Raw genomic sequence first — 23,720 nt, 5'->3', positions numbered from 1 at the left:
TGTCCCTAGGAGAAGTTGACCTCGACCGGCTCGCGCTTTTGCGGATCCTCGATCTCCAGCAATTGTGCCGGGCGGAAGCCGAAGTTGTTCGCGATCAGCGTGTTCGGAAACATCTCGCGCAGGATGTTGTACTGCATCACCGCGTCGTTGTAGCCCTGACGTGCGAAGGCGACCCGGTTCTCGGTACTGGTCAGCTCCTCGGAGAGCTGCATCATGTTCTGGTTCGCTTTCAGGTCCGGATAGTTCTCGGACAATGCGAACAGGCGACCGAGCGCCCCCGAAAGCCCCTGCTCGGAGCTGGAGAGCTTCCGCACGGCTTCTGCATTGGTCGGATCGCCGCCCACCTGCTTGAGGCTGTCCATCGCCTGATTGCGCGCCTGGATCACCGCCTCCAGCGTGTCGCGCTCATGGCTCATGTAGCGCTCCGCGACCTTCACCAGGTTGGGGATCAGGTCGTAGCGGCGCGTCAGCTGCACGTCGATCTGGGCAAACGCGTTCTTGTAGCGGTTACGCGCCGTGACCAGGCGGTTGTACGTCCAGACCGCCCAGACCACGAGCAGCACCACAATCGCGATCAGCACCCATTCCATACCGGCCTCTCCCTCAGCGAACAAAGCCCCGAGTGTACGCAGGAACGCCGCCGCCGGCGAACGCAGGGGCCTGCGTGAACCCGGCGCAGCCGTGCTATACCCTGACCCCCATCAACCCCCGGAGCCTTACGGATTCCTGAATGAATCTCTCGACCCTTCTCGGCATTATCGGCAGCCTGCTGGTTTTCGGCAGCGTGATCGCCTTTTCCTCGCAGGACCTGCATGCCTTCCTGAACCTGCCGGGGCTGGGCATCGTGCTCGGCGGTACGATCGCCGCGACCCTGATGAGCTACCCCTTTCACGAGGTGGTGCGCGTCTTCCGTGCGGGGGCGCACGCCATCCGCGAGGAGCGCTACGACATCGCCCGCGACCTGGAAGAGATCGTTCAGGTCTCGCGCTACTGGTACTCGCAGAACCTGCGCGGCGTCCAGCAGCGCCTGGAGCAGGTCCAGAATCCGTTCCTGCGCACCGGCATCCAGCTGGTGATCGATGACACCCCGATGGACGACATCCAGGACCTGCTCAACTGGCGCATGGCCCGCCTGCGCGCCCGCGAACAGGCCGATGCGCAGATGTTTCGCACCATGGCCACCTATGCCCCGGCCTTCGGCATGCTGGGGACACTGATTGGCCTGATCAATCTGCTGCTGACCACCGAGACCGATGACTTCACCATCATCGCGGTCAACCTCGGGATCGCCCTGATCACCACGTTCTACGGCATCCTGCTGGCAAACCTCGTGTTCCGCCCGATCGCGATCAAGCTGGAACGGCGCACCGAGGGCCGCGTCGTGCTGATGACCATGGTGCTCGAAGGCATCATGCTGATGCGCAAGGGCCGCAGCCCGGGGTACATCCGCGAGACCCTGCGTTCGTTCATGGAGAACCACCGCGACGAGATCCGCCAGACCGAGCCAAACGGCGAACCCGATCCGGATGAAGCCGAACGCCAGGAACGCACCTGAGCATGCCCAGCCCCGGATACTCCACCTCCAACCGCGCGGCCATGCAGGCCGAGATGGACGCCCAGGCGGCGACGCGACCGGAACAGGCCTTTCTCGGCTCCTATCCCGGCGAGCGCCAGCGCGATGACGAGCACGCCTGGATCCTCACCTACCTCGACGTCCTCACCCTGGTCATCGTCATATTCGTAATCATGTTGACCTTCATGGACCCGCGCGACGACCGCCCCCTGGCCACCGCGGCCCAGCCCATCCAGCTCGCTCACCCCGATCGCCAGGCCCTCCTCGACCCGTTGGTCGCGCCGCTAATGGAGGACCTCGGCGATCTCGAGGCGCGACCGCATGAACCGCTGCCGGAGGTCGACGACCCCGACCCCGAGGGCACAGCCACCACTGCATCCCGACTGCGCGAGCAGGCGCCGCAGGGAGTCGAGGTCGTCGAACACCCCGGCCGCACCGAGCTGCGCATCCAGGACGAGATCCTGTTCGCCAGCGGGCAGGCCGATCTGCAACCGGAAGGCCGGATGTTGCTGGCCCAACTGGAGCCCCTGCTGGACGAGCACGACGGCCTGATCACCGTCGAGGGACACACCGACAACATCCCGATTGCGACTGAGCGCTTTCCGTCCAACTGGGAGCTCTCCTCGGCCCGCGCCAGCGGCGTGGTCCGCTATCTGCTGGACCAGGGGCTCGAGGCCGAGCGACTGCGCGCCGTGGGCCGGGCCGACACCCAGCCTGTGGCCAGCAACGACACCGCACGCGGCCGTTCCGAGAACCGGCGTGTCGCGCTGATCCTCGAGTCTCCAACGGCCGCGCATCCATGACGGTCGAGGGATTCCCATGCCTGCCCCGGGAATCCCGCAGCACGCAACCCACCACTTGACCGCAGACCCTCCGCCCCTGAAGCTGTGCACCTTATTCAGCTTATGAGCAACTGGCGGACATGCGCACAGGACGCGGCCTCCTACTCGGCGACTTCCTCGACACCACCAATCACAAGGACAAGCTGATCGCCCTGATCGGCGCCGTGGTCGGGCTGTATCTGTCACTGGAGGTCGCGGCCTCGGTCACCGAAAGCGGCATCAACGGCCTCATCCTGGCCTCGCTGGGCGCTACCGCCGTGCTGCTCTTCGCCGCACCCCGGGCCGCGCTGTCGCAGCCCTGGAATGTCCTCGGCGGGCATGCCATTGCCGCGATCGTCGGAGTCGCCGTCCGGCAGGCGGTAGACCACCCGCTGTTGGCCGCCGCGCTGGCGGTCGGCCTCACCGTCTATGCGATGTACTACCTGCGCTGCCTGCACCCACCCGGGGGCGCCACAGCGCTGTATGCCGTGGTCGGCGGGGCGTCGGTCGAGGAACTCGGCCTGCTGTTCATCCTGCACCCCGTGCTGTCCAGCGTGGCCGTCATGCTGATGGTCGCCATAGTGATCAACTACCCTTTTCCATGGCGTCGCTACCCGGCGGCCCTGGCGCGCCTGGACGAGCCCTCACCCGCCGGCCCATCCGGTGCACTGGAACGTGCGGGCTTGAGCCAGGCGGACCTGGAGCACGCGATGCGCGATCTCAATCTGTATCTCGACATGACCGAGGACGACCTGGCCCGCCTCTATCTGCTGGCACGACGCCACCACGAGCACCCGGACGCGATCGATCCTGCGGATATTCGACCCGGACAGTGCTACAGCAACGGCGCCCAGGACCACGCCTGGAGCGTGCGCAAGGTCCTGGCGCGAGATGCCGACCTGATCACGTATCGCGTCATCAGCGGCGCGGGCGTTCCCGAGGAAGGCCGCTGCTCCGTGACGGACTTTGTTGCCTGGGCACACCATCGCCTGGACGCTCCAGGGTGACCATTACCATAGCCTGGGCACCGCCAGGCCCCTTTGGCGAGAATCCCGACACATGCTTATACTCGCGGCGCGGCTGTCTCCGTAGCTCAGCTGGATAGAGCAGCCCCCTCCTAAGGGGCAGGTCGCAGGTTCGAATCCTGCCGGGGACACCATCTTCCATTAGTGGTTCCTTAACGAACTGGTGTCGACGGAAAATCCGCCGTAAGGTACGTCAATGGCGACGCTCACCACGGAACAAGCCGAACGGCTGGTCGATCTCCTGGCCCCACTGATCGGGGTGCAGGGAGAAGTGGACGGCCGCATGGTGGAACTGGTCGAGGTCCTAGACGAAGGCCCACGCGGCGAGCCGGGTATCGCATTAATGGAGACCGGCCTGGACCGCCCGATCCAGGCGAATCAGTACGGCGACCCGCTTTCGCGGCATTCTCTGGTTCGCACCCTGCCGCTGCTATCCGAGGTCGAACGCGACATCCATCCGGTGCTGCGCCAGCTCCTCCCAGAGGACGTCTTGACGGATCTGCGACGGGCGCTCGGAAACTGAAACGGCATCGTCCAGACAGGCTTCTATCCCGCGCATCATGGGCTCCAGGTGGGGCCATACCGCATCCAGCATGTAGGGCTGCGCCTCGGGCGTCGGATGGATCCCGTCATCCATGATCATCCCGTCGCGAAAGGCGACCTCGTGCAGGAAGAACGGCTCGAACACCAGCCCGCGTTCCCGCGCCAGATCGGCGAAGACGGCCTCGAACCGCTGACTGTACTGGGGGCCGTAGTTGGGCGGAATGCGGATCCCGAGCAGCAGGGTCTGGGCGCCCGCCGCGTCGATCGCCTCCAGCATCGCCTCCAGGTTCTCGCGCATGGCCCGTGGCGAGAGTCCGCGCAGGCCGTCGTTGCCCCCCAGGGCCAGGATCACAAGGTCGGGGCTCTCGCGTTCGAGGACCTCCGGCAGGCGTTCGCGCCCCCCGGCCGTCGTCTCGCCACTAATGGAGGCATTCGCCACGTGCCAGGGATGATTGCGCTCGCTCAGACGCTCTTCCAGAAGCCCCACCCAGCTTTCCGCATCGCTCATCCCGAATGCCGCGCTCAGGGAATCACCGAACACCAGCACCTTCGCGGGTTCTTCCCCCGAATTTTCCGAGCTGATGGAATTCGCAAGGCCAAGCGGACTCCATAGCACCGCGAGCCACGCAATAATGACCAGGGAATAACGCCACATGGATGCATCCTCATCTTCGGTTCTGGAAGCCCGCGACCTGCAACAGCGGATCGCCGGACCCAGCGGTGTACTGGATATTCTGCGCGGAGTCTCGCTCTCGGTTCACACCGGCGAGACCGTTGCCATCCTCGGCGCCTCCGGCTCTGGCAAGTCCACATTGCTGGGACTTCTAGCAGGTCTGGACGCCCCAAGTGCCGGAGAAGTTCGCTTGCTGGGGCAAACGATCAGTGAGCTGGACGAGGATGGCCGGGCGGCCCTGCGCGCCGGGCGCGTCGGCTTTGTTTTCCAGTCCTTCCAGCTCCTCCCGGCACTGACCGCCTTCGAGAACGTGCTCCTCCCGCTTGAACTGAACCCCGAGCACGAGGCTCGCTCGCAAACCGAGATCGCCGCCTGGGCCCGCGACGCGCTGAAGCGCGTCGGGCTGAGCGAGCGCGAAGCCCACTACCCGCACCAGCTCTCGGGAGGCGAGCAGCAGCGCGTCGCCATTGCCCGCGCGATCGTGGATCGCCCCGCCGTGTTGTTCGCCGACGAGCCCACCGGCAATCTCGACGGCCAGACCGGTAGCCGCATCATCGAACTGCTGTTCAGCCTGGCCCGACAACCGGATGACCACGGTCAGCGCACGGCGCTGATCCTGGTGACACACGACGCCGATCTCGCGCAGCAATGCGACCGCATCCTCCATATCCAGGACGGCGTGCTGGCATGACACGTCTTTCCGGGCGCGGTGGTCCGCGCGAATGGCTTCGCGGTACCTGGCGCGAGTGGCGCAGTGCCGAACTGCGCGTGCTTGCCGCGGCGCTGGTCGTCGCGGTGGCGGCGGTCGCGGCGGTCGGATTTTTCACCGACCGGGTTGATCGCGGCATGGCACAGCAGGCGACACTGCTGCTGGGCGGTGACATGGCCGTGGTCGGCGACCAGCCGATCTCGGAGGACTGGCTCGCGGAGGCCGAACGCCGAGGCCTGCAGACCGCCCGCACCGCCGCGCTGCCCAGCGTGCTGTTTACCCCCGAGGACGACTCCCGCCTGTCCGCGCTGCGCGCGGTGGACCGTGACTGGCCTCTGCTGGGCGAAGCCCTCGTACGCACCGCCCCGGACGCGGACCCCGAGCTACGCACCGAGGGGCCGGAACCTGGTACGGCCTGGCTGGAGGGCGCCCTGCTGCAGGCCCTGGAGCTGGAGGTTGGCGATACGGTCGAGGTCGGCGAACTGGTGCTGGAAGTGGCCGGCGAGATCGCCCGCGAACCCGACCGCGGCAGCGCCCTGCTGGATATCGCACCCCGGCTGATGCTCGCCTATGACGATCTCGAGGTCAGCGGGCTGATCGGACCCGGCAGTCGCGTGCGCTACGAACTCTTTGCGACCGGCCCGGCGGCGCAGATCGAAAGCTACCGCGACTGGATCGAGGAGCGGCTGGAGCCGGGTCAGCGCCTGCGCGAGCTCGATGACGCCAACCCGGAGCTGCAGGTCGCCATCGAGCGGGCCGAGCGCTTTCTCGGGCTGGCCTCGCTGATGGCAGTCCTGCTGGCCGGCGCGGCGATCGCGGTGGCCGCCCATCATTTTGCCCAGCGCCGCGCGGATGCCGCCGCGGTCATGCGGGCGCTGGGGGCCAGCGGACGCCATGTACTCAGGCTTTATTTTGGTCACGTCCTGATCATTGCCCTGCTCGCCAGTGGTATCGGACTGGTCATCGGATTTGCCGCGCAGTTCGTGCTCTCCGCGCTGCTCGGGGAATGGCTGGCGGGTGACCTGCCGCCCCCGGGGTTACGCCCGGTAGCGGCGGGCCTCGGCGTGGGGCTGATTACCGCGGTCGGCTTCGCCCTGCCCGCGTTGCTGCGCATCGGCCAGGTGTCTCCCCTGCGCGTGCTGCGCCGCGATCTGGGGCTCCCGCCCGCGTCCGTCTGGCTGTCGGGACTGCTGGCCCTGCTGGCCTTCGGTGCGCTGTTGTACTGGCAGGCGGCCGACCCGCGTCTGGCCGCCTGGGTCCTGCTCGGGACCGCGGGCGCGCTAATCGTGCTCGGGGCACTGGGCCTGCTGCTGGTGCTGGCCCTGCGCCCGCTGCGCAATCATGGAGGTATGGCCATGCGCTTTGGTCTGGCCAACCTTTCCCGCCGTGGCGGACTGAGCGCCGTGCAACTGGTCGCCTTCAGCATCGGCATCCTCGCGCTGCTGCTGCTGGCGATCGTGCGCGTGGACCTGCTCTCCGCCTGGGATGCCAGCATCCCCGCCGATGCACCGAACCAGTTCTTCGTCAACATCCAGCCCGGGCAGGAAGAGGCCTTTGCCGACCGAATCGAGGCCTCCGGGCTCGAACGCCCGCAGTTGGACCCAATGATTCGCGGGCGCCTGATCGCGATCAACGACCAGCCGGTCCAGCCCGATGATTTTGACGACGACCAGACCCGGCGTCTGGTGGATCGCGAGTTCAACCTTTCCTACGCGGAAGAACCGCCAGAGCACAACCGCGTGGTGGAAGGCCACTGGTTCCACCACGGGCCGACCGGCGAGGATGCGGACGGCGCATGGTCGGTCGAGGCCGGTTTGATGGAACGTTTCGGTCTGGAGATTGGCGACAGCCTGACCTTCCGAGTGGGCGGGCAACCCGTGCGCGGCATGATCGCCAACGTGCGCGAGGTCGACTGGGACAGCTTCCGGGTCAATTTCTTTGTGATCGGCCCACCCGCTCTGTTGGGCGAACAGCCGCGCACCTACATCACCGCACTGCATGTGCCGGAGGGGATGGGCGCCGAGCAGAACCGCTGGCTGCGGGAATTCCCGGCCGTCTCCGCGATCGACGTCGGCGCGATCCTCGAGCAGGTTCGTGACGTGATGGATCAGGCCACCCGCGCCGTGGAGTATGTGTTCCTGTTTACACTGCTCGCGGGCCTGACCGTGCTGTTTGCGGCTGTGCAGGCCACACGCGACGTGCGCCGCCGCGAGACCGCCCTGCTGCGCACCCTGGGGGCCCGACGCCACCACATCCGGCGGGCGTTGCTGGCCGAGTTTGGCAGCCTGGGCTTTCTGGCGGGTCTGCTGGCAGCCGTCATCGCGACCGCCGTGGGGGGCCTGCTGGCCTGGCAGGTATTCGAGTTCGACTACCGCGTCAACCCGATGACCTTCGTGTTCGGGATTGTCGGCGGGACCCTGGGCATCGCGCTGGCCGGATGGCTGGGGACGCGCAGCGTACTGCGCCAGGCGCCGCTCGGGGTCCTGCGCGGCCCCGAGTGATGGGCGCCACGACCATCAGTGGCCGTACATGATGTCCACGTCGAGGAAACCGAACAGCACCAGGGCCGCCAGCGCCCAGACATAGAAGGAAAAGACCTTCAGGCGCGCGCGATAGAGGAAGAACAACACCATCTTCAGGGAGACGACCCCGACCACAGCCGAGACCACGAACCCCACGATCACCGGCGTCCAGGTCAGATCCCCCAACCCGTTGCCGTTGATCCAGACGTCCAGCGACTGTACGGCGGTGGCCGCCAGGATGGTCGGGATCGCGAGGAAGAAGCTGTATTCCGCCGCCCAGCGCCGCTTGAGGCCCGAGAACAGCGCGAAGGTGATGGTCATGCCGCTGCGGCTCAGGCCGGGCACCAGCGCAAAGCCCTGGGCCACACCAATGATCGTGGCGATCTTCGGCCCCAGCTTGCGCAGGCCCAACGGGCGGCGACTGAGACGGTCTGTCCACCACAGCAGGATGCCCGTGAGCGTGAGCGTACCGGCGATCAGCGTCGGGTTGGCAAACACGTGCTCGAAGCTCGCCTTCAGCGTAAAGCCGATCACGGCCGTCGCGAACACCGACAAGCCGCAAAGCAGTGCCAGGCGCAGGAATAGCATCTCGCGACCCGCGCTTCCGCCCGCCGAGGCCCATTGCCAGCTCTCTCGAGCAATCCCGCCACTCAGGCGCCACAGGCTCTGGCGGAACACATAGACGATCGATACCAACGTGCCGACATGCACCACCAGGTCGAACAGGATCATCTCCGGGCTTTCCGGTGGCGGCAGCGGCTCGCCACTGAGGATCAGCCAGTGCTGGGTCAGTACCAGGTGGGCAGTCGAACTGACCGGCAAGAACATGAAAATGCCCTGCACGACACCGAGCAGGGTGGCAACCCAAACTGTCATTCCGATTCCGGTTTTCTCCCAAAGGCGGGCGCAGTATACGGAAACGGCCCGGGAAACGTTGTTACCGGGTTCGCGCCCCGGCGCTCGGTTTCATATACCCAACGTACTTGTTTTTGCGTCAGCACGCGCTTATCGTACCGTTATACATTCACATAGCCGTATATTTGGCAGCCGACCAACCGAACCCGTGCGACCCGCGAGAACGTACGGGACCTGGCGAGCGCCGATCTGGCCTGCAAACCGCCAACGAGTCACTCCCCATGCAACTCACTCGCTTCACTGATTTCTCCCTGCGCGTCCTGATGTACCTCACGGTTCAGCCCGACGACCAGCGGGTCACCGTCACCGATATCTCCGAACGTTTCGGCATCCCGCGCAACCACCTGGTCAAGATCGTTCACCAGTTGGGCCAGAAGGGGTATCTGATCACCCGCCGCGGCAAGGGCGGCGGCATCTCGCTCGCGCGCGCCCCCGAGTCGATCAATATCGGGGCCGTCGTACGCGACATGGAGCCCAACCTCAAGGTCGTCGATTGCGAGAGCCCGATGTGCCCGATCCTGCCAGGCTGCCAGCTGCGCGGGGTACTGGACGACGCCCGCGATGCCTTCCTCGCCGTACTCGATCAGTACACCGTGCGCGATGTCACCCAGTCACCCGAGCACCTGCGGTCCCTGCTACGCTATAGCGCCTGACCCGCAGACCTGAGGACGCCGCCATGGAACGGCACGTGCCCTCCCGCCGACCGCTATGGGCCGCAACCCTGCTGCTTGCGGCCCTTACGCTCGTCGCACCGCCTGCGCTTGCGCTGGCACCCGCCTGCCCGTCCGATAACGCCAGCCTTACCACCAACGAACTGCTGGCCGACCCGCCTGGGCACGATACACCCGTCGTGCTGGAGGGCATCGTTACCGGCGTGTTCATGGGCAACGATCAACTGGGCGGCTTTTACCTGCAGAACGACGAATCCGACAGGGCAACCGGACTGTTCGTCTATGCCCCGGGCCAGGAGCCAGTTACGCCGGGTGACCGTCTGCGCGTACAGGGCCGGTTTGGCCATCATCACGGCCGTCCCCAGCTCGCCCGCGTCGACGGGATCAAGACCTGTGGCAGCGGCCGTCTGCCCGAGCCCGTGACGCTCGAGCTCCCGCGCGATGCCCAGCGCCTGTCGGACTTCGAAGACGTGCGCGTGCGCTTTGAACAGACGCTGACGGTAACCGGGCACCACGAGCTTGAGCGCTACGGCAGCCTGACGCTCTCCGCCGGCGGGCGCCTGTGGCACCCTGGCCAGACCGGCGAATTCGACGACCACGACCACGCGGAACGCCGCATCGTGCTGGACGATGGCAGCTACCGTGCCCGCCCGGACCCCGTCCCCTATCTCGACGACCAGGGGACACGCCGTGTCGGCAGCCAGGTCACGGGCCTGACCGGTATCCTGACGCATGCCTTCGACGCCCACCGCCTGCACCCGACCCAATCGCCACAGTGGGAAGGTGGCGCCCGGCCCGAGGCGCCCGAGCGGGCGGCAGACGGCGCACTGCGCATCGCCACCGCCAACCTGGAGAACGACTTCGTCACGCTGGGCGAGCGCGGCGCGTCCAGTCGCGCCGAGCGCGTGCGGCAGGAGGCCAAGCTGAATGCCGCCCTGCGCCCCCTGAAAGCGGACGTGATTACGACGATCGAACTGGAAAACCGGCCCGCCGCGCGCGAACGCCTGATCGAACGCCTGAACCAGCACGGCGATATCACCTACCAGGCCGTCCGCCATCCCGCACCGGGGACGGACGCGATCAAGGTGGGCATGAGCTACCGGCCCGATCGACTGGAACTACTGGATGCCGTCGCCGACGGAGACCGCGTGCATCATCGCCCACCGTTGCTCGCATGGTTCGGCACCCTGGACGGCGAGCCCCTGTTCGGGATCGTCGCGGTGCACTTCAAGGCCAAATCCGGATGCCCCTCCAGCGGCGACATCGATCGCGGTCAGGGCTGCTGGAACGAGCGGCGCACAGCGCAGGCCGAACGCCTGGCGCAGTGGATCGAACAGGAGCGTCGCGACGGGCTGCCCGTAATCATTGCCGGCGACCTGAACGCCTATGCCGCGGAGGACCCGCTTCGCCTCCTGCGCGAGGCAGGCAAGCGCGACCTGGTCCATGCCGAACCCGACCAGGCCTACAGCTACGTCTTTCGCGGTCAGTCCGGTCAACTGGACTATCTACTCGGCCCGCGAGACCTGGAGGAACGGGTTGGCAAGGCGGGCTCGTGGGCGATCAACGCCGATGAACCGGCCTTTCTGGGCTTCGACGGAAGCCAGCCCGCCGAGGGGCCCTGGCGAGCCTCGGACCACGACCCGGTCTGGCTGGACCTGCAGCGCGACTAGTCGCGCGTCGAATGTCGCTCGGACTCGGGCGTGTCCCCGTCGGCCTCGGGCGCAGCGGCCTTCTCGGCGGCCTCCGTCTCCTCTTCGCTCAGGTTGTCCCGGATCAGGCGCACCGGGATCGGCCCGCCATCGATATGGCTCAGCGTGCGCTGCGGGAACGGGATCTCGATGCCCGCCTCGTCCAGCGCGGCCTTCACCTGCATGTGCATGCTGTTGCGCAGGTCCAGGAACTTCTCCCGCCGCGCCCAGACCGACAGCTGAATCTTCAGTGCGGAATCCCCGTATTCAAGAAAGATGAACAGCGGCTTGGGCTCCTCCAGACAGACCGGGTTGCGGTCCGCCACGTCCATCAGGATGTCACGCAGCGCCTTCAGATCGGTGCGATAGGCGACCCCGATCTGCATGTCCAGGCGGCGAATCGGGAAGCGCGTCATGTTGGTGATCTGCGACTTCACCAGGCTTTCGTTGGGTACCCGCACCAACAGGTTGTCGAAGGTGCGCAGCTTCACCGACAGCAGGTCGATGGACAGCACCTCCCCGGTCGCGTCCCCCACCTTGATGATGTCGCCGACCGAGAAGGGCCGCTCCCCAATCAGGAACAGCCCCGAGATCAGGTTGGACGCCGAGGTCTGCGAGGCAAAGCCCAGCGCGACCGTCAGGATGCCCGCCGCCCCCAGCAGCACGGTGAGATCGAAACCCAGTTCGCGCAGCCCGGAGACCACCGCCAGAACGATAATCACGTAGAAGCTGATGCGACGCATCAGCATGATCTGCTGGGCATCCATGTGCCGGCCGAAGGCCCGGGTCAGGTTGCGCGAGACCAGTCGTGCCAGGATCAACCCGACGATGATGTACAGGGAGGCCCGCAGCGCGGCGAGGAAAGCGTCGCTGGTCAGGAAGTCCATGGTGCTTTGCATCCAGGCGTCCATCCTTCGTTCCTATTGAAACAGGGCGCTGAACGCCCGCACCATCACATGCCGCCCACCCACCTCGCGCGGCTCGGCAATCCGCTCAGCGCCCTCGGCCTCGGCGGGCGGCCCGGCGTCGATCTTCATCGCCGCCATGTCCTTGTCATCCTCGCGCTCCATGCGGACCGCCGGGGTCCACAGGCGGTTGCGGCGATCGGCATAGACCGGCAGACGCGGCACCGGCAGATTCACGCGCTCCAGGAACAGCGCATCCACCGCCTTGTTGTGGATCGTCAGCGGCGTAACCACGCGATGCGGGCGCTCCGGGACGTCCTCCAGGGCCAGCCGCGCCTGGGTGCGCGTGGCATAGCAGAGCTCGCCTTCCACGGTGTTGGGTCCAAACCAGGTGTCAGAGGGCGCGTAAACCGGGAACTCGTGGGCCCGTGCATCGCCCAGATAGAACTGCACCCAGGCGGGCGAACTGAGAAACAGGGTGACCCGGCCCTGGGCCGGCACATAGAACGGGTTCTCCGGCCGACTGACCATCGGACGGTCAGCCAGCGCGATACGCAATTCCGGCTGGGTGTCGCCGGTGGCACCGGCAAAGCGCAGGCGCTCCGAGAGCGACTCGGGCCACTCGGAATCGGTTGGTACCTCGATATCCAGCGTCGCATCGGCCGCGTCTCGCGGCCGGTCCAGCCCAAGGCGCCATTCCGCTTGGGTATGCTCAAGCCAGATATCCAGCGGTCCCACGGACCAGCGCCCGATACGTCCCCGCGGCAACGACCAGCGGCCCCACCAGGTCGGTCGCTTCCCTGTCTTGTCCTTCTCGGTCATCCCTGGGGGTGTCCTGTGTCCGTTGCCGATGTATTCGCGCCCACTGTAGCGCACTCCAGCCTATTCCTAGAATAGATCCAGCTGTGGGTCGCGCTCGGCCTTCGGCGCGGCGGGCGGATGAAAGCGCGTGGTATCCAGCTCCGCAAGACGCCCCGCCAGACCCGCCCGGCGCCGGGCCAGCCGAAAGCGCTGACGCAGCAATGCGGCATACGGGCCCGTGCCAACCATGCGGTGCCCGAAAGTCGAGTCATACAGTCGGCCCCCATGCGCCTCACGCAGCCGCTGCAGCACATGGTCCGCTTTCAGTGGGTGATGCGTGCGCAGCCAGTCCTCGAACAGCGGCGCCACCTCCCGCGGCAGGCGCAGCAGTACGTACCCGGCGCTCGTGGCACCGGCCTCGCGTGCCGCATCCAGCAGCGATTCCAGTTCGCCATCGGTCAGAACCGGGATCAGGGGTGCCACCAGCACCGCGACCGACACTCCGGCCTCGCTCAGACGACGCATGGTCTCCAGACGTCGCTGGGGGGCGGCCGCGCGGGGTTCCAGGTGTCGGGACAACACCCGGTCCAGGGTAGTCACGGAAATCGCCACCTGTACCAGCCCCTGCTCGGCCATGGGCCCCAGCAGGTCCAGGTCGCGCTCCACCAGCGCGGACTTCGTAACGATGGACACGGGATGACACGCCTCGGCCAGCACCTCCAGGACCTCTCGCGTGATGCGCCACTCGCGTTCCACCGGCTGGTAGGCGTCCGTGTTGATGCCCAGCGCCAGCGGCGTCACGCGATGCGCGGGCCGGGCCAGTTCGCGGCGCAGGCAATCCGCTGCGCCGACTTTGGCGAACAGCCGGCTCTCGAAATCCAGCCCTGGCGATAGTCCGACATAGGCATGCGCCGGCCGTGCGAAGCAGTAGGCACACCCGTGTTCACAGCCGCGATAGGGGTTCAGGGACAGCTCGAACGGGACATCCGGGGACTGGTTCCAGGACAGGACAGTGCGCGGGTGCTCCGGCGTCACTTCGGTACGCAGCGACCGGGGCTCCTCGTCATCGCCCACCCAGCCATCGTCGAACGGCTCGCAGTGCGTGGTCTCGAAGCGTGCCAGGGGCTGGATCGTCGCACCGCGGCCACGAACCGGTCCATCGCCCTGGCTCATCGAAGCGTACCGTCGAGGGAAATTCGGATCCATGTACAAGCGCGAACGCGAGCGCGTGCGTGGATCCATGCTTCATTAGAAGGCAGCATCCGTCAGCGCTCGAGCCGAACCCGGTAGAGGTCCGCATCGGCCGCACTGAATGCGCAGACCAGCAGGCGACGAAACTGACCCTCCTGCGCACGCAGCTGTTCCAGCGCGATATCCGCCGCGCGGTCCTTGGGGAAGCGATAGACACCCGTGCTGATGAGGGGAAAGGCGACCTCGCTCAGGCCGTACTCCTGTGCCAGTTCCAGGCTTGAGCGGTAACAGGAGGCCAGCAGCGTGTCCTCGTCCGCCTGGCCGCCCTGCCACACGGGACCGACGGTGTGGATGATGTATTCGGCCGGGAGGCGAAACCCGGGGGTGATGCGCGCGTCGCCGGTCGGGCAGCCCCCAATGGCACGGGTCACCTCCAGCAGCTCGGGGCCGGCGGCGCGATGAATGGCCCCGTCAACCCCGCCACCGCCCAGCAGGCTCTCGTTGGCGGCGTTGACGATCGCATCCACCTCCAGGGTGGTGATGTCGCCCTGTACGACCGAGATCATGGCTGCCCTAGGCCGGCACCATCCAGAGGGTCAGTGACAGCAGGATGGCCGTCATGCTCAGGCCGATCACCGGCAGCATCATCACCCCGGCCAGTGCCTCGCGCCGGAACAGGCGAAACGCCATGCCTATAAGCGTCAGCGCCCAGCCAAAGGCGACGAAGAACGCCAGTGCGAAGATCTCGTTGCCCCATAGCACGATCAGCGCCACCGGCAGCGCCAGGTTCAGGAACACCACCCCCAGTTCCTGCGAGCCGGCGGCACGCCCCGCGGTCAGCGCGTAGCCATAGGCGGCCCAGACCATCACCATGCCAAAGGCCAGCGCGCCTGCGGCCGGCGACTCCAGCGGCGCGCGCAGGATGGCCGCGCCATGCGGCTCCAGGCCCACGCCCAATGCGATGATCAGCAGGCCCACCCCCACACTGATCAGCAGCCAGAACCACAAGGTTCCGCGTTGTACGTCCGGTTCGGTCATGTGCCCTCCCTGGGGTCGGAATTGGATACGCCGTGCAAACAATGCCTGTACTACCGGGGACCACCGCGACGGCTTGAGGTTCGGCCCCGCCACGGTCGGTGCCGGCTCCGTCACGCCGCGGGGTCAGTGGCGCGCCAGCTGCCAGGCGACCGTCTCGCCCGCGCGCAGCGGCACGCCCGGATCGTGGCCGAACAGCACCGCCTCCGGAACAGTCCAGTCCACCCGCTCCAGCGTGATGCTGTCGGTGTTGCGCGGCAGGCGGTAGAAATCCGGGCCGTGGAAGCTGGCGAAACCCTCCAGCTTGTCCAGCGCATCCACCGAGGCAAAGGCCTCGGCATAGAATTCGATCGCCGCATGAGCCGAGTAGATCCCCGCGCAGCCACAAGCGGACTCCTTCGCATGTCGCGGGTGCGGCGCGCTGTCGGTCCCGAGGAAGAAGCGCGGGTGGCCGCTGGTAGCCGCACGCAACAGGGCCTGACGGTGACCTTCGCGCTTCAGGATCGGCAGGCAGTAGTGATGCGGACGGATCCCGCCGACGAACAGCGCATTGCGGTTGTACAGCAGGTGCTGCGGGGTGATGGTCGCGGCGATGTTATCCGGACCCGACTCGACAAACGCCACGCCCGATTCCGTGGTCGTGTGTTCCAGCACCACGCGCAGTTCCGGGAACTCGCGAATCAGCGGCTGCAGATGCCGTTCGATAAACACCGCCTCGCGGTCGAAGATGTCGACCTCCGGATCGGTCACCTCGCCATGCACCAGCAGTGGCAGGTCGACCCGCTGCATCGCCTCGAACACGGGGTAGCATCGCCGGATATCCGACACCCCGCTGGCCGCGTTGGTCGTCGCCCCCGCGGGGTACAGCTTCACGCCGTGAATGAACCCGCTGGCCTTGGCGGCCTCGATCATCCCGGGCGTAGTCGCCTCGGTCAGATAAAGCGTCATCAGCGGCTCGAAATCCGCCTCATCCGGAAGGGCCGCGAGGATGCGCTCGCGATACTCGGCTGCTGCCTCCACCGTCGTCACCGGTGGTTTCAGGTTCGGCATGATGATCGCGCGGCGAAAACGCCTTGCGGTATCCGGCAGCACGCTGCCCAGTACATCGCCATCGCGCAGGTGCAGGTGCCAGTCGTCGGGTCGGGTAATCGTCAGACGGTTCATGGGATCCTGGAAGGGTCGCGGGAGCCCTGGCGGCTCCATTAAGGAAACGCTGATAATCTCCGGCGATCAGGATAACGCGCGGCGCAGGTCCGCCTCGCTGTAACCCTCGATCGCCACGGTCTTGTCGCGCGCGGTCGCACCCGCCACAACGCTCACGTCACGGGCCGGGCAACCCAGCGCCTTCGCCAGCAGGGCACAAACGGCCTCGTTTGCCCGGCCTTTCTCTGGTGGGGCCTGCACCCGAAGCTTGAGGATATCCCCCATCCAGGGGCCAATCGCATCGCGCTTGCTGCCCGGCGCCACGCGGACCCTAAGGCGAGCCAAACCGCCTAGTCGGCCGGCCGCGTCGCCAGGTAGGCGCTGAACACGCCGAGCTGCACCTCGCGCCCGACGTCGCGGAAACCGACATCCTCCAGCACGCCCATGATCTTCTCCGGCGGCACGCACTCGTTGATCGTGTCCCAGAAATAGCGCATCAGAAGATGCCCATCCGGGTCACGGGTGAGCAGACGGCTGAGAAACGGGATGAAGTCGCGAAAGTAGAACCGCGCCACCTTGAACTGGCGTTCGGTGCTCGGGCGCGAGACCTCGAGGATCATGCAGCGACCGCCCGGCTTGAGCACACGGAAGTACTCGCCAAACAGCTCATGCAGGTCGCGCACATGGCGCAGGCCGTAGCCCATGTAGACGCGGTCGAACTGCTTGTCCGGCAGCGGCAGCTGCTCGCCCAGACCCTCGATGAAGCGCGCCTTGATCGAGCGCCGGGCCACGTCGATCATGCCGCGGCTGGGATCGACACAAGTGATGTTCTCGTCACCGACCACCTTGCGCACCTCGCGCGCCACTGGGCCCGTGCCCGTCGCGACATCCAGGATATCCATGCCGGGCTGCAGGCCGGATTGCTTCAGCGCGTAGCGACGATACGCCTGACCAGTGCCGAGAAAGCCCCAGCGCAGGATGCGGTCGTAATGCGGTGCCGTCCGGTCGAACAGATCGTCGACAAACGCCCGCTTTTCCGACTCGTCGCCGTAGTAGTCCTTCAGTACCGGATGCGGCTTGTACCCCGGATCATTCATCCACTTCCCCCTTCTGCGCGCCGCGCGCGCCCAATACCGTTTCAACGCCCGCGAGAGGCGGGGCCCTGCGGGCTAGCCTTCGCGGTACAGCCCTTCGATCTCTACTAACAGCTCGCTGCGGCAGATATCGCCATGCAGCAGCAGGATATCCACGTCTTCGCCCAGGCACTCGCGCAGATGCCGCTGCGCACGAGGCCCGTCCGCCGGGTGGCGCAGATAGACCTTCAGCATCGACAGGTCACCGGGATCGCGCAACGCCACAGTGCCCTCTTCGGAGGCCGCCGCCAGCAGCACCCCGATGTTGCGCAGGCTCTCGTCGATCTGGGCCTCAAGGTCGTCCGCGTGCCGGCTTTCGTGGCCCACGATGCTGGCCGTCCCGGAGATGAACAATTCCGCGGCCCCGCACGCCTCCTGGCTCATCCGCGCCCGCGCGAACGACGGGCTGCGCGGCCCGTACTGCCGCGGATAGCGAAACGCGCTGACCTGCCGCGGATTCTCGATACGCAGCGTGGTCTCGCGCATGGCGATGAAGTAGATCAGCATGCCGTCGACATGCGTACCAATAGCCGTCGCCGCCGGCAGGTGCCGCTCGAAATCCGGCAGCGCCTCGAACACCCGGGCGCGCCCGGCACAAAAACTGCGGTAGCGCTCCTGGCCGTTCAGTTCCTGGTTGATCGCGGGGAAATAGTTCCAGGCGCGCACCAGGTGTCCGAACCCCCGCTGCTGGCAGGCGTCGAGGATCGCATGATAGGCCTGCTCGGTGATCGCCTCGGGGTCCTCGTCGGCGCCATGCGGCCGATACCAGCAGCCCACGAGCCGATCCCCCGCATGCGCCAGCATCAGGTCATCGATTTGTTCGGTGCGCACCGCGCCCGCCGCATACCAGAGCTCGGGTGCCGCCTCGCGCCCTTGCGGGATCTCCAGCGGCTCGAGCCCAAGGGCAATATCGATCCCGTCCGGGCGCAGCGTGGCCCCGGTAACGCGACCGAAACGCAGCGTGAGTACCGGCGCGTCGCCCCGGCCTTCCTGCCGGCTGATCGCGAGCCCCGGTGGGCCTAATTCAAGCTGAGGCATTCATGCGTCCATGCCGTTCATGACGGGCACAAAAGGCGCCGATTTTAGCACCCCACCTACTCCCCGTCCCGATTCGTCGCATCCTGCGGGCGCAGCTCCAGGCCGGCATCCTCCAGAAACTCGCGCAGGCCCTCAATGTAGCGCGAGCCGGTCGCCCGAAAGGCATCATTGTGCCCGCCGTCCATCTCCATTAGCTGTGCTTCGCCGCCGCTCGCCTCCAGCAGACGCTCTGCATGCGCAAACGGCACGATCTCGTCCTCGCGCGCATGGGCAAACAGCAACGGCGCCTCGATCGCCCCGACCCGTCCCAGCACGTCGTATTCATGCCGGATCAGCGCCCGCACCGGGAGCCAGGGGTAGACCTCCGCCCCCAGATCGGCAGCCGAGGTAAAGGCCGCCTCCAGGATCACGGCCGCAGGGCTCTTGGTCTCGGCCAGTCGCGCCGCCACGGCTGCGCCCAGGGAGCGTCCGAACAGCACGATTTCCTCGGGTTCGTACTCGAGATGCTCGCGCAGCCAGTTCCACGCCGCACGGGCGTCCTCATAGGTGCCCTCCTCGTGAGGTCGCCCCTGGCTCTGGCCGTACCCGCGATAATCGATAATCAGCACCGCAAGCCCCAGATGATGGAACTGCTCGAGCGACTCCAGGCGATGCCCGATGTTCCCCGCGTTGCCATGCAGAAACAGCAAGACCGGCGCATTATCCTCCGGACCCGGCAGGTACCACCCGTGCAGCCGCACGCCGTCTTCGGTCTCAAGCGCCACGTCCTCGTATTCCAGCCCGATGTTCGCGGGGCTGCCAACCACATTGCTACTGGGCATGTAGGTCAGCCGATCCTGCGTCAGGTAGATCAGGCCTACGACCAGGGCGTACCCAACCGCGAGAATCAGCGCCAGTTTGAACAGGTTCAGCATGATTCGATCGTGACCCGGCATGGGTCCGATGGCAAGCCAAACGGGTCGACCGTCGTATGAATCCCCTTCGGACAGAGCCTTTGCCCGGCGGACGGCTGACGTACAATACCAAGCGATCATGCGCCATTCGCTACTCACCAACACCGAGCTGCAGGGCCTGGACCGCGACCCGCTGGTCGCGCGCTTTGCCGGGCCCAACGGCGATGCCGCGTCCGCAGCCGCGCTCGCGGATGCGCTGGACCTGGCGCTCACCTCGGTGGATGCCTCCGGCCTGGAGTCTCATCCGCTGGACGTGGCCGAGGTCCTGCGTCACCTGAACGTCGACCGGCAGACCATCACCGCCGCGCTCCTGGTCAGCGCCTATCTGGCTCGACAGATCGACGAGCGCGCCCTCAAGGAACGCTTCGGCGACTCGATTGCGCGCCTGACCGTCAACGTCGCGGCCCTGGTCAGCCGCAGGTTCGAGGCCCCGGTCGGGCGCCCGGAACAGGCCGAACGCCTGCGCCGCATGTTGATGGCGATGGTCGACGACGTTCGCGCGGTACTGATCAAGCTCGCCTACCGGGTGCAGCATCTGCGCCTGGCCGTGAAGGAACCAGACGACGGCGCCCGCGTGCTCGCACAGGAGACCCTGGACGTGATCGCCCCGCTGGCGAACCGCCTGGGGGTGGGCCAGTTGAAATGGGAGATGGAAGACCTCGCCCTGCGCATCCTCGAACCCGAGACCTACCGCGAGATCGCCAAGGGACTGGAGGAGAACCGCACCGAACGCGAGGCCTATGTCGAGCGCTTCGCCCATACCCTCCACGACCGGCTGGCCGAAGCCGGCATCCAGGCGCGTGTGTTCGGGCGGCCCAAGCACATCTACAGCATCTGGAAGAAGATGCAGCGCAAGCAGACCTCGCTGGACGAGCTCTACGACCTGCGTGCCACGCGGGTAATCGTTGACGAACTCGCCACCTGCTACACCGTGCTCGGCATCGTGCATAACGACTGGCGCCACCTGCCCAGCGAGTTCGACGACTACATCGCCAACCCCAAGGACAACGGCTACCAGTCGCTGCACACCGCCGTGGTCGGCCCCGAGGGCAAGGTCGTCGAGGTGCAGATCCGCACCCGCGAGATGGACGACTTCGCCGAACTCGGGGTCGCCGCGCACTGGCGCTACAAGGAAGGCGGGCGCGAGGATCAGGCGCTCAACCGTGCGATCAGCAGCCTGCGCCAATTGCTGGAGGCCGCGGACAACTCCGACCAGAACCTGCTCGACGAAATCCAGAGCGAACCGCTGCATCAGCGCGTCTTCGTGCTCACGCCCCAGGGCGAGGTGATGGACCTGACCCAGGGCGCCACGCCACTGGACTTCGCCTACGCCGTGCACACCGAGGTCGGTCACCGCTGCCGGGGTGCCAAGGTGGACGGGCACATCGTCCCGCTGACCTACAAGCTGAAGTCCGGCGAACGTGTCGAGGTGCTCACCACCCGCGAGGGCGGCCCCAGCCGCGACTGGCTCAACCCCAATCTCGGCTACCTGAACACCGCCCGCGCCCGCTCCAAGGTGCGCACCTGGTTCCGCCAGCAGCACCAGGACGAACACCTGGCCACCGGCAAGCACCTGCTCGACCGCGAATGCCAGCGCCTGGGCTGTGGTTCGAACCTGGACCGCAACGCACTCGCCGACGCCATGAAGTTCCAGACCTTGGACGAGCTGCTGATCGCGCTCGGTGCCGGCGACATCACCACCAGCCAGATCGCCGGTCGCATCTCCCACCAGCTGCGCGAACAACGCCAGGCGGAAAAGGCCCGCGCCGAACAGGCCGCCCCGCCCCAACCCGCGGAACCACGCCGGGAAAAACGCATCCAGGACGACGAGATCCGCATCCGCGGCGTCGGCGGCCTGCTGACCTCCCGCGCGCGCTGCTGCAACCCGCAGCCGGGCGACGCGATCGTCGGCTTCATCACGCGCGGGGCCGGCGTCTCCGTCCACCGCAGCGACTGCGTCAACATCCTGCGCATGCCGGAGGAAAAACGCGGCCGCCTGATCCCCGTCTCCTGGGGCGATGAGCCCGAGCGCGAACCCATCACCCTCGAGCTCGAAGCGCACGACCGCGCCGGCCTGCTGGGCGAAGTCGGCAATGCCTTCTCCGCCAGCGGCATCAACCTGCTGCGCGTGAACACCCGAACCGACCCCAACGACCGCAGCGTCCACATGGAACTCGAAGCCGAGATCACCGACCTCGGCGAACTCAGCACCCTCTTCGACCGCCTGCAATCCCTCGGCAGCGTCCAGTCCGTGCGCCGCATCCCCAACCGCTCAACCTGACGCCGCCACAAACTCCAGCCGCCCCGCCGGCAACCGCCAAACCTCAGCCAGCCCTGCCACATTCCCTCAGCTCCTTCATCGAATCAGTATGATCTGTGTTTTAGAGTCACGGATTTTGGCGCGGGCGATGACGACCTGTTTGCGTGCAACGGCAGCCAGGGGCAACGGGCTTGGGTTTGCCCCTGGCGAGGAGCCGCTTATAGCTGGTGCTGAGGTCCCGATACCCCAGGGCGACGGACAATGCGGCCATGAACGCGACAGGCTTGACGTCCGCTCGGCCGCCATGGGGTGCGATAAAGGCTTTCACCCGGCACGCATCCGCACAATGGATCGGAAGGTTCAGGTCGGGGGCGACGTCCAGCACTGCGCGTTCGTCGCCCCCGGTCGTTTCGCACACGACCTGATCATGGCCCACGCAGGTCGCAAGGGCCGTATGGAGGGCGTCGGACGCGTTTTCTACACTGAGGGTACGCCCCGCGTGCAAATCGTGGATCACGACATGGGCCCTGGCTACATCGATCCCCAGGCAACGCGGAGTGCCATTAAAGGCATTCAAATCGGTATCAGGCATGATGAAACCTCGACTTCGGATTGTCTGCGGGCGCGCCGCTGCGGCCCAACCAAGTCAACAACAAAAGAAGCCGGCCCGCCGCCGGGCCGTGATGTCGAGGGCCGAATGCCCCATCACGGGTCGGTCGCGGGGGCAGGAGCGAGCCTGGGGGCGGCCAGCCCCAGGCTCGCTCCCAACCACCCCCGTTATCTCGCATCTCCAACAGGCAATCCCGGCTGCAGCGCAGCGAAAAGCCGGGGCCTCCTGCGCTCCGCCCTGTGGCCGAAGACAAAGATCCCGGATCGCCGCGCAGCGGCGTCCGGGATGACCTCGGGTATGCACCGCCCTCCACGGAGAGGCACCCCATGACCGGTGGCCCGCAAATCACCCTGCCCTGGCTCGACCCGGAGCACCCGGACGCGCCATTCCCGGACCCGGCGCATGCCCTGCCCGATCCGAACGGCCTGTTGGCCGCCGGCGGCGATCTCTCCGTGCCACGGCTGCTGAATGCCTATCGCTCCGGTGTGTTCCCCTGGTTCGAGGCCGGGCAGCCGATCCTGTGGTGGAGCCCGGACCCGCGCGCGGTGCTGGAACCGGGTCACTTCCGGATGCACCGCAGCCTGAAAAAGGCGATCCGCAATCGCGGCTACACGGTCAGCTTCGATCGCGCCTTCGAGGCCGTGATCGAAGCCTGCGCCGGGCCGCGCGAGTACGCCGAGGGCACCTGGATTACCGCAAGCATGCAGCAGGCCTACATCGCGATGCACCGCACGGGGCACGCGCACTCGGTGGAGGTCTGGGACGGTCCGCGTCTGATCGGCGGACTCTACGGCGTGGCCGTGGGGCGGCTGTTCTGCGGCGAGTCGATGTTCTCGCGCGAGCGCGACGCCTCCAAGATCGCGCTGGCCTGGCTTTGCCGCCACCTGGTCGCCTGGGACTGGCCCCTGGTGGATGTGCAGATGGAGACTGAGCACCTGCGCAACCTCGGCGCCATCACCCTCCCCCGGCGCGAGTTCATCGCACGCATTCGCGAGCTCACAAACGAACCCGTCGAGCCGGGCCCCTGGTGCACCACGCCGACCCAGAGCCCCCTCGACCCCGACTGGAACACCCCCCCATCACACCCCTCGTAATACCTTTCGCACCACCCCCGTAGGAGCCTGCTTGCAGGCGAAGCCCCTGCCAAAGTCAGACGCGGGCGGAAGCTTCGCCTGCAAGCAGGCTCCTTGTGTCTTGCGGTTCACGGATCGCTACCATGAACCGTATTGGGCTCGGGTAACCCGTCAGGCTCCTGAGGTCACGAACCTGTTCTGTAGATTGGCCCCGAGTCCTTTCTCATCTCGAAGTTTGAACGGTATCCAAGACCCCCCTCCGTGACGGACGGGTGAGGCTGTACGGACAAGGCGAGAGGACGAGATGGCTCATATTGGCGTTGATGTTAGCAAGAACAAGCTCGACTGCATGTGGGTCCGGGATCTGGAGGCGGGCAAGGTGAAGCCCAAGGTGTTCCCGAACCGCCAAGACCAGTACCGGGAGCTGCTGCACTGGCT

24 protein-coding genes, 1 tRNA gene and 1 pseudogene are annotated in these 23,720 nt (G+C 66.5%); 12 read left to right on the top strand and 14 right to left on the bottom strand.

Going from position 1 to position 23,720, the window contains the following annotated elements:
- Positions 1–5: 5 nt before the first annotated feature.
- Positions 6–590 (bottom strand): LemA family protein, encoded by a 585-nt coding sequence (locus F813_RS0112445; RefSeq protein WP_017926813.1) that lies wholly within the window; start codon positions 588–590, stop codon positions 6–8.
- A gap of 140 nt (positions 591–730) precedes the next feature.
- On the opposite strand from F813_RS0112445, the gene F813_RS0112440 reads away from it, so the two are divergent.
- The 5 genes from F813_RS0112440 to F813_RS14215 all read left to right on the top strand — a co-directional run bounded on the left by F813_RS0112440 (position 731) and on the right by F813_RS14215 (position 3,942).
- Entirely contained in the window at positions 731–1,555 is an 825-nt protein-coding gene (locus tag F813_RS0112440) for a motility protein A (RefSeq protein WP_012982478.1), read from the top strand.
- Positions 1,556–1,557: 2 nt separating this feature from the next.
- Positions 1,558–2,376, top strand: coding sequence for an OmpA family protein (locus F813_RS0112435; protein ID WP_017926812.1), 819 nt, complete (start codon positions 1,558–1,560; stop codon positions 2,374–2,376).
- Between the two features lie 119 nt (positions 2,377–2,495).
- Positions 2,496–3,401, top strand: coding sequence for an HPP family protein (locus F813_RS0112430; RefSeq protein ID WP_017926811.1), 906 nt, complete (start codon positions 2,496–2,498; stop codon positions 3,399–3,401).
- Between the two features lie 75 nt (positions 3,402–3,476).
- Positions 3,477–3,553: transfer RNA gene (locus F813_RS0112425), tRNA-Arg, on the top strand.
- A 62-nt stretch (positions 3,554–3,615) separates the two neighbouring features.
- Positions 3,616–3,942, top strand: coding sequence for a hypothetical protein (locus F813_RS14215; protein WP_012982475.1), 327 nt, complete (start codon positions 3,616–3,618; stop codon positions 3,940–3,942).
- Here F813_RS14215 and F813_RS0112420 read toward each other — a convergent pair.
- Entirely contained in the window at positions 3,850–4,617 is a 768-nt protein-coding gene (locus F813_RS0112420) for an arylesterase (RefSeq protein ID WP_017926810.1), read from the bottom strand. The two genes, F813_RS14215 and F813_RS0112420, sit on opposite strands and share 93 nt — an antisense overlap.
- On the opposite strand from F813_RS0112420, the gene F813_RS0112415 reads away from it, so the two are divergent.
- Positions 4,616–5,326, top strand: a complete 711-nt coding sequence (locus tag F813_RS0112415; RefSeq protein WP_026148284.1) for an ABC transporter ATP-binding protein — start codon at positions 4,616–4,618, stop codon at positions 5,324–5,326. The genes F813_RS0112420 and F813_RS0112415 overlap by 2 nt on opposite strands.
- Positions 5,323–7,845, top strand: coding sequence for an ABC transporter permease (locus F813_RS0112410; protein WP_017926808.1), 2,523 nt, complete (start codon positions 5,323–5,325; stop codon positions 7,843–7,845). The genes F813_RS0112415 and F813_RS0112410 overlap by 4 nt, the downstream gene beginning before the upstream one ends.
- Positions 7,846–7,860: 15 nt before the next feature.
- Here F813_RS0112410 and F813_RS0112405 read toward each other — a convergent pair whose 3' ends face one another.
- Complete coding sequence (locus tag F813_RS0112405) at positions 7,861–8,742, bottom strand: undecaprenyl-diphosphate phosphatase (protein ID WP_017926807.1); 882 nt, start codon at positions 8,740–8,742, stop codon at positions 7,861–7,863.
- 260 nt (positions 8,743–9,002) lie between these two features.
- Between F813_RS0112405 and F813_RS0112400 the strand changes: the two genes are divergently transcribed.
- Both F813_RS0112400 and F813_RS0112395 read left to right on the top strand, forming a co-directional pair.
- On the top strand, positions 9,003–9,434 hold the full coding sequence (locus F813_RS0112400; RefSeq protein ID WP_012982470.1) for an Rrf2 family transcriptional regulator: 432 nt from the start codon (positions 9,003–9,005) through the stop codon (positions 9,432–9,434).
- 23 nt (positions 9,435–9,457) lie between these two features.
- Positions 9,458–11,122 (top strand): ExeM/NucH family extracellular endonuclease, encoded by a 1,665-nt coding sequence (locus F813_RS0112395; protein ID WP_017926806.1) that lies wholly within the window; start codon positions 9,458–9,460, stop codon positions 11,120–11,122.
- On the opposite strand, the gene F813_RS0112390 is transcribed toward F813_RS0112395, so the two are convergent.
- The 10 genes from F813_RS0112390 to F813_RS0112345 form a co-directional block, all read right to left on the bottom strand.
- The gene (locus F813_RS0112390; RefSeq protein ID WP_012982468.1) at positions 11,119–12,051 is read right to left on the bottom strand and encodes a mechanosensitive ion channel family protein; all 933 of its coding nucleotides are present in this window, start codon (positions 12,049–12,051) and stop codon (positions 11,119–11,121) included. The genes F813_RS0112395 and F813_RS0112390 overlap by 4 nt on opposite strands.
- Positions 12,052–12,060: 9 nt before the next feature.
- Positions 12,061–12,867 (bottom strand): hypothetical protein, encoded by an 807-nt coding sequence (locus F813_RS0112385; protein ID WP_012982467.1) that lies wholly within the window; start codon positions 12,865–12,867, stop codon positions 12,061–12,063.
- A 66-nt stretch (positions 12,868–12,933) separates the two neighbouring features.
- Entirely contained in the window at positions 12,934–14,019 is a 1,086-nt protein-coding gene (locus F813_RS0112380; protein ID WP_012982466.1) for a PA0069 family radical SAM protein, read from the bottom strand.
- A gap of 92 nt (positions 14,020–14,111) precedes the next feature.
- Positions 14,112–14,603 carry an O-acetyl-ADP-ribose deacetylase gene (locus F813_RS0112375; protein WP_012982465.1) on the bottom strand — a complete coding sequence of 164 codons (492 nt, stop codon included), beginning with the start codon at positions 14,601–14,603 and terminating at the stop codon, positions 14,112–14,114.
- A 7-nt stretch (positions 14,604–14,610) separates the two neighbouring features.
- Positions 14,611–15,075, bottom strand: a complete 465-nt coding sequence (locus F813_RS0112370; protein WP_012982464.1) for a hypothetical protein — start codon at positions 15,073–15,075, stop codon at positions 14,611–14,613.
- Positions 15,076–15,198: 123 nt separating this feature from the next.
- On the bottom strand, positions 15,199–16,236 hold the full coding sequence (pyrC, locus tag F813_RS0112365; protein ID WP_012982463.1) for a dihydroorotase: 1,038 nt from the start codon (positions 16,234–16,236) through the stop codon (positions 15,199–15,201).
- A gap of 66 nt (positions 16,237–16,302) precedes the next feature.
- Entirely contained in the window at positions 16,303–16,560 is a 258-nt protein-coding gene (locus F813_RS0112360; protein ID WP_012982462.1) for a DUF167 domain-containing protein, read from the bottom strand.
- 5 nt (positions 16,561–16,565) lie between these two features.
- Positions 16,566–17,312 (bottom strand): class I SAM-dependent methyltransferase, encoded by a 747-nt coding sequence (locus F813_RS0112355; protein ID WP_017926804.1) that lies wholly within the window; start codon positions 17,310–17,312, stop codon positions 16,566–16,568.
- Between the two features lie 72 nt (positions 17,313–17,384).
- A complete protein-coding gene (locus F813_RS0112350; protein WP_026148283.1) occupies positions 17,385–18,278 on the bottom strand; it encodes a hypothetical protein in 894 nt (297 codons plus the stop codon).
- A 164-nt stretch (positions 18,279–18,442) separates the two neighbouring features.
- The gene (locus F813_RS0112345) at positions 18,443–19,300 is read right to left on the bottom strand and encodes an alpha/beta hydrolase (protein WP_017926802.1); all 858 of its coding nucleotides are present in this window, start codon (positions 19,298–19,300) and stop codon (positions 18,443–18,445) included.
- A gap of 118 nt (positions 19,301–19,418) precedes the next feature.
- Between F813_RS0112345 and F813_RS0112340 the strand changes: the two genes are divergently transcribed.
- The gene (locus F813_RS0112340) at positions 19,419–21,620 is read left to right on the top strand and encodes a bifunctional (p)ppGpp synthetase/guanosine-3',5'-bis(diphosphate) 3'-pyrophosphohydrolase (protein WP_017926801.1); all 2,202 of its coding nucleotides are present in this window, start codon (positions 19,419–19,421) and stop codon (positions 21,618–21,620) included.
- A gap of 106 nt (positions 21,621–21,726) precedes the next feature.
- Here F813_RS0112340 and F813_RS14335 read toward each other — a convergent pair whose 3' ends face one another.
- Positions 21,727–22,191, bottom strand: coding sequence for a hypothetical protein (locus F813_RS14335; protein ID WP_012982457.1), 465 nt, complete (start codon positions 22,189–22,191; stop codon positions 21,727–21,729).
- Positions 22,192–22,535: 344 nt separating this feature from the next.
- On the opposite strand from F813_RS14335, the gene aat reads away from it, so the two are divergent.
- A complete protein-coding gene (gene aat, locus F813_RS0112335) occupies positions 22,536–23,303 on the top strand; it encodes a leucyl/phenylalanyl-tRNA--protein transferase (RefSeq protein ID WP_012982456.1) in 768 nt (255 codons plus the stop codon).
- Positions 23,304–23,586: 283 nt separating this feature from the next.
- Positions 23,587–23,720, top strand: a pseudogene (locus F813_RS14330) (IS110 family transposase); the annotation flags it as partial.

The sequence above is a fragment of the Thioalkalivibrio sp. HL-Eb18 genome (genome assembly GCF_000364985.1).
In the GTDB taxonomy this organism is placed as follows: Bacteria; Pseudomonadota; Gammaproteobacteria; order Ectothiorhodospirales; family Ectothiorhodospiraceae; genus Thioalkalivibrio.
The sequence above is the reverse complement of the archived record's forward strand: the minus strand, read 5'-3'. Positions and strand labels throughout refer to the sequence as shown.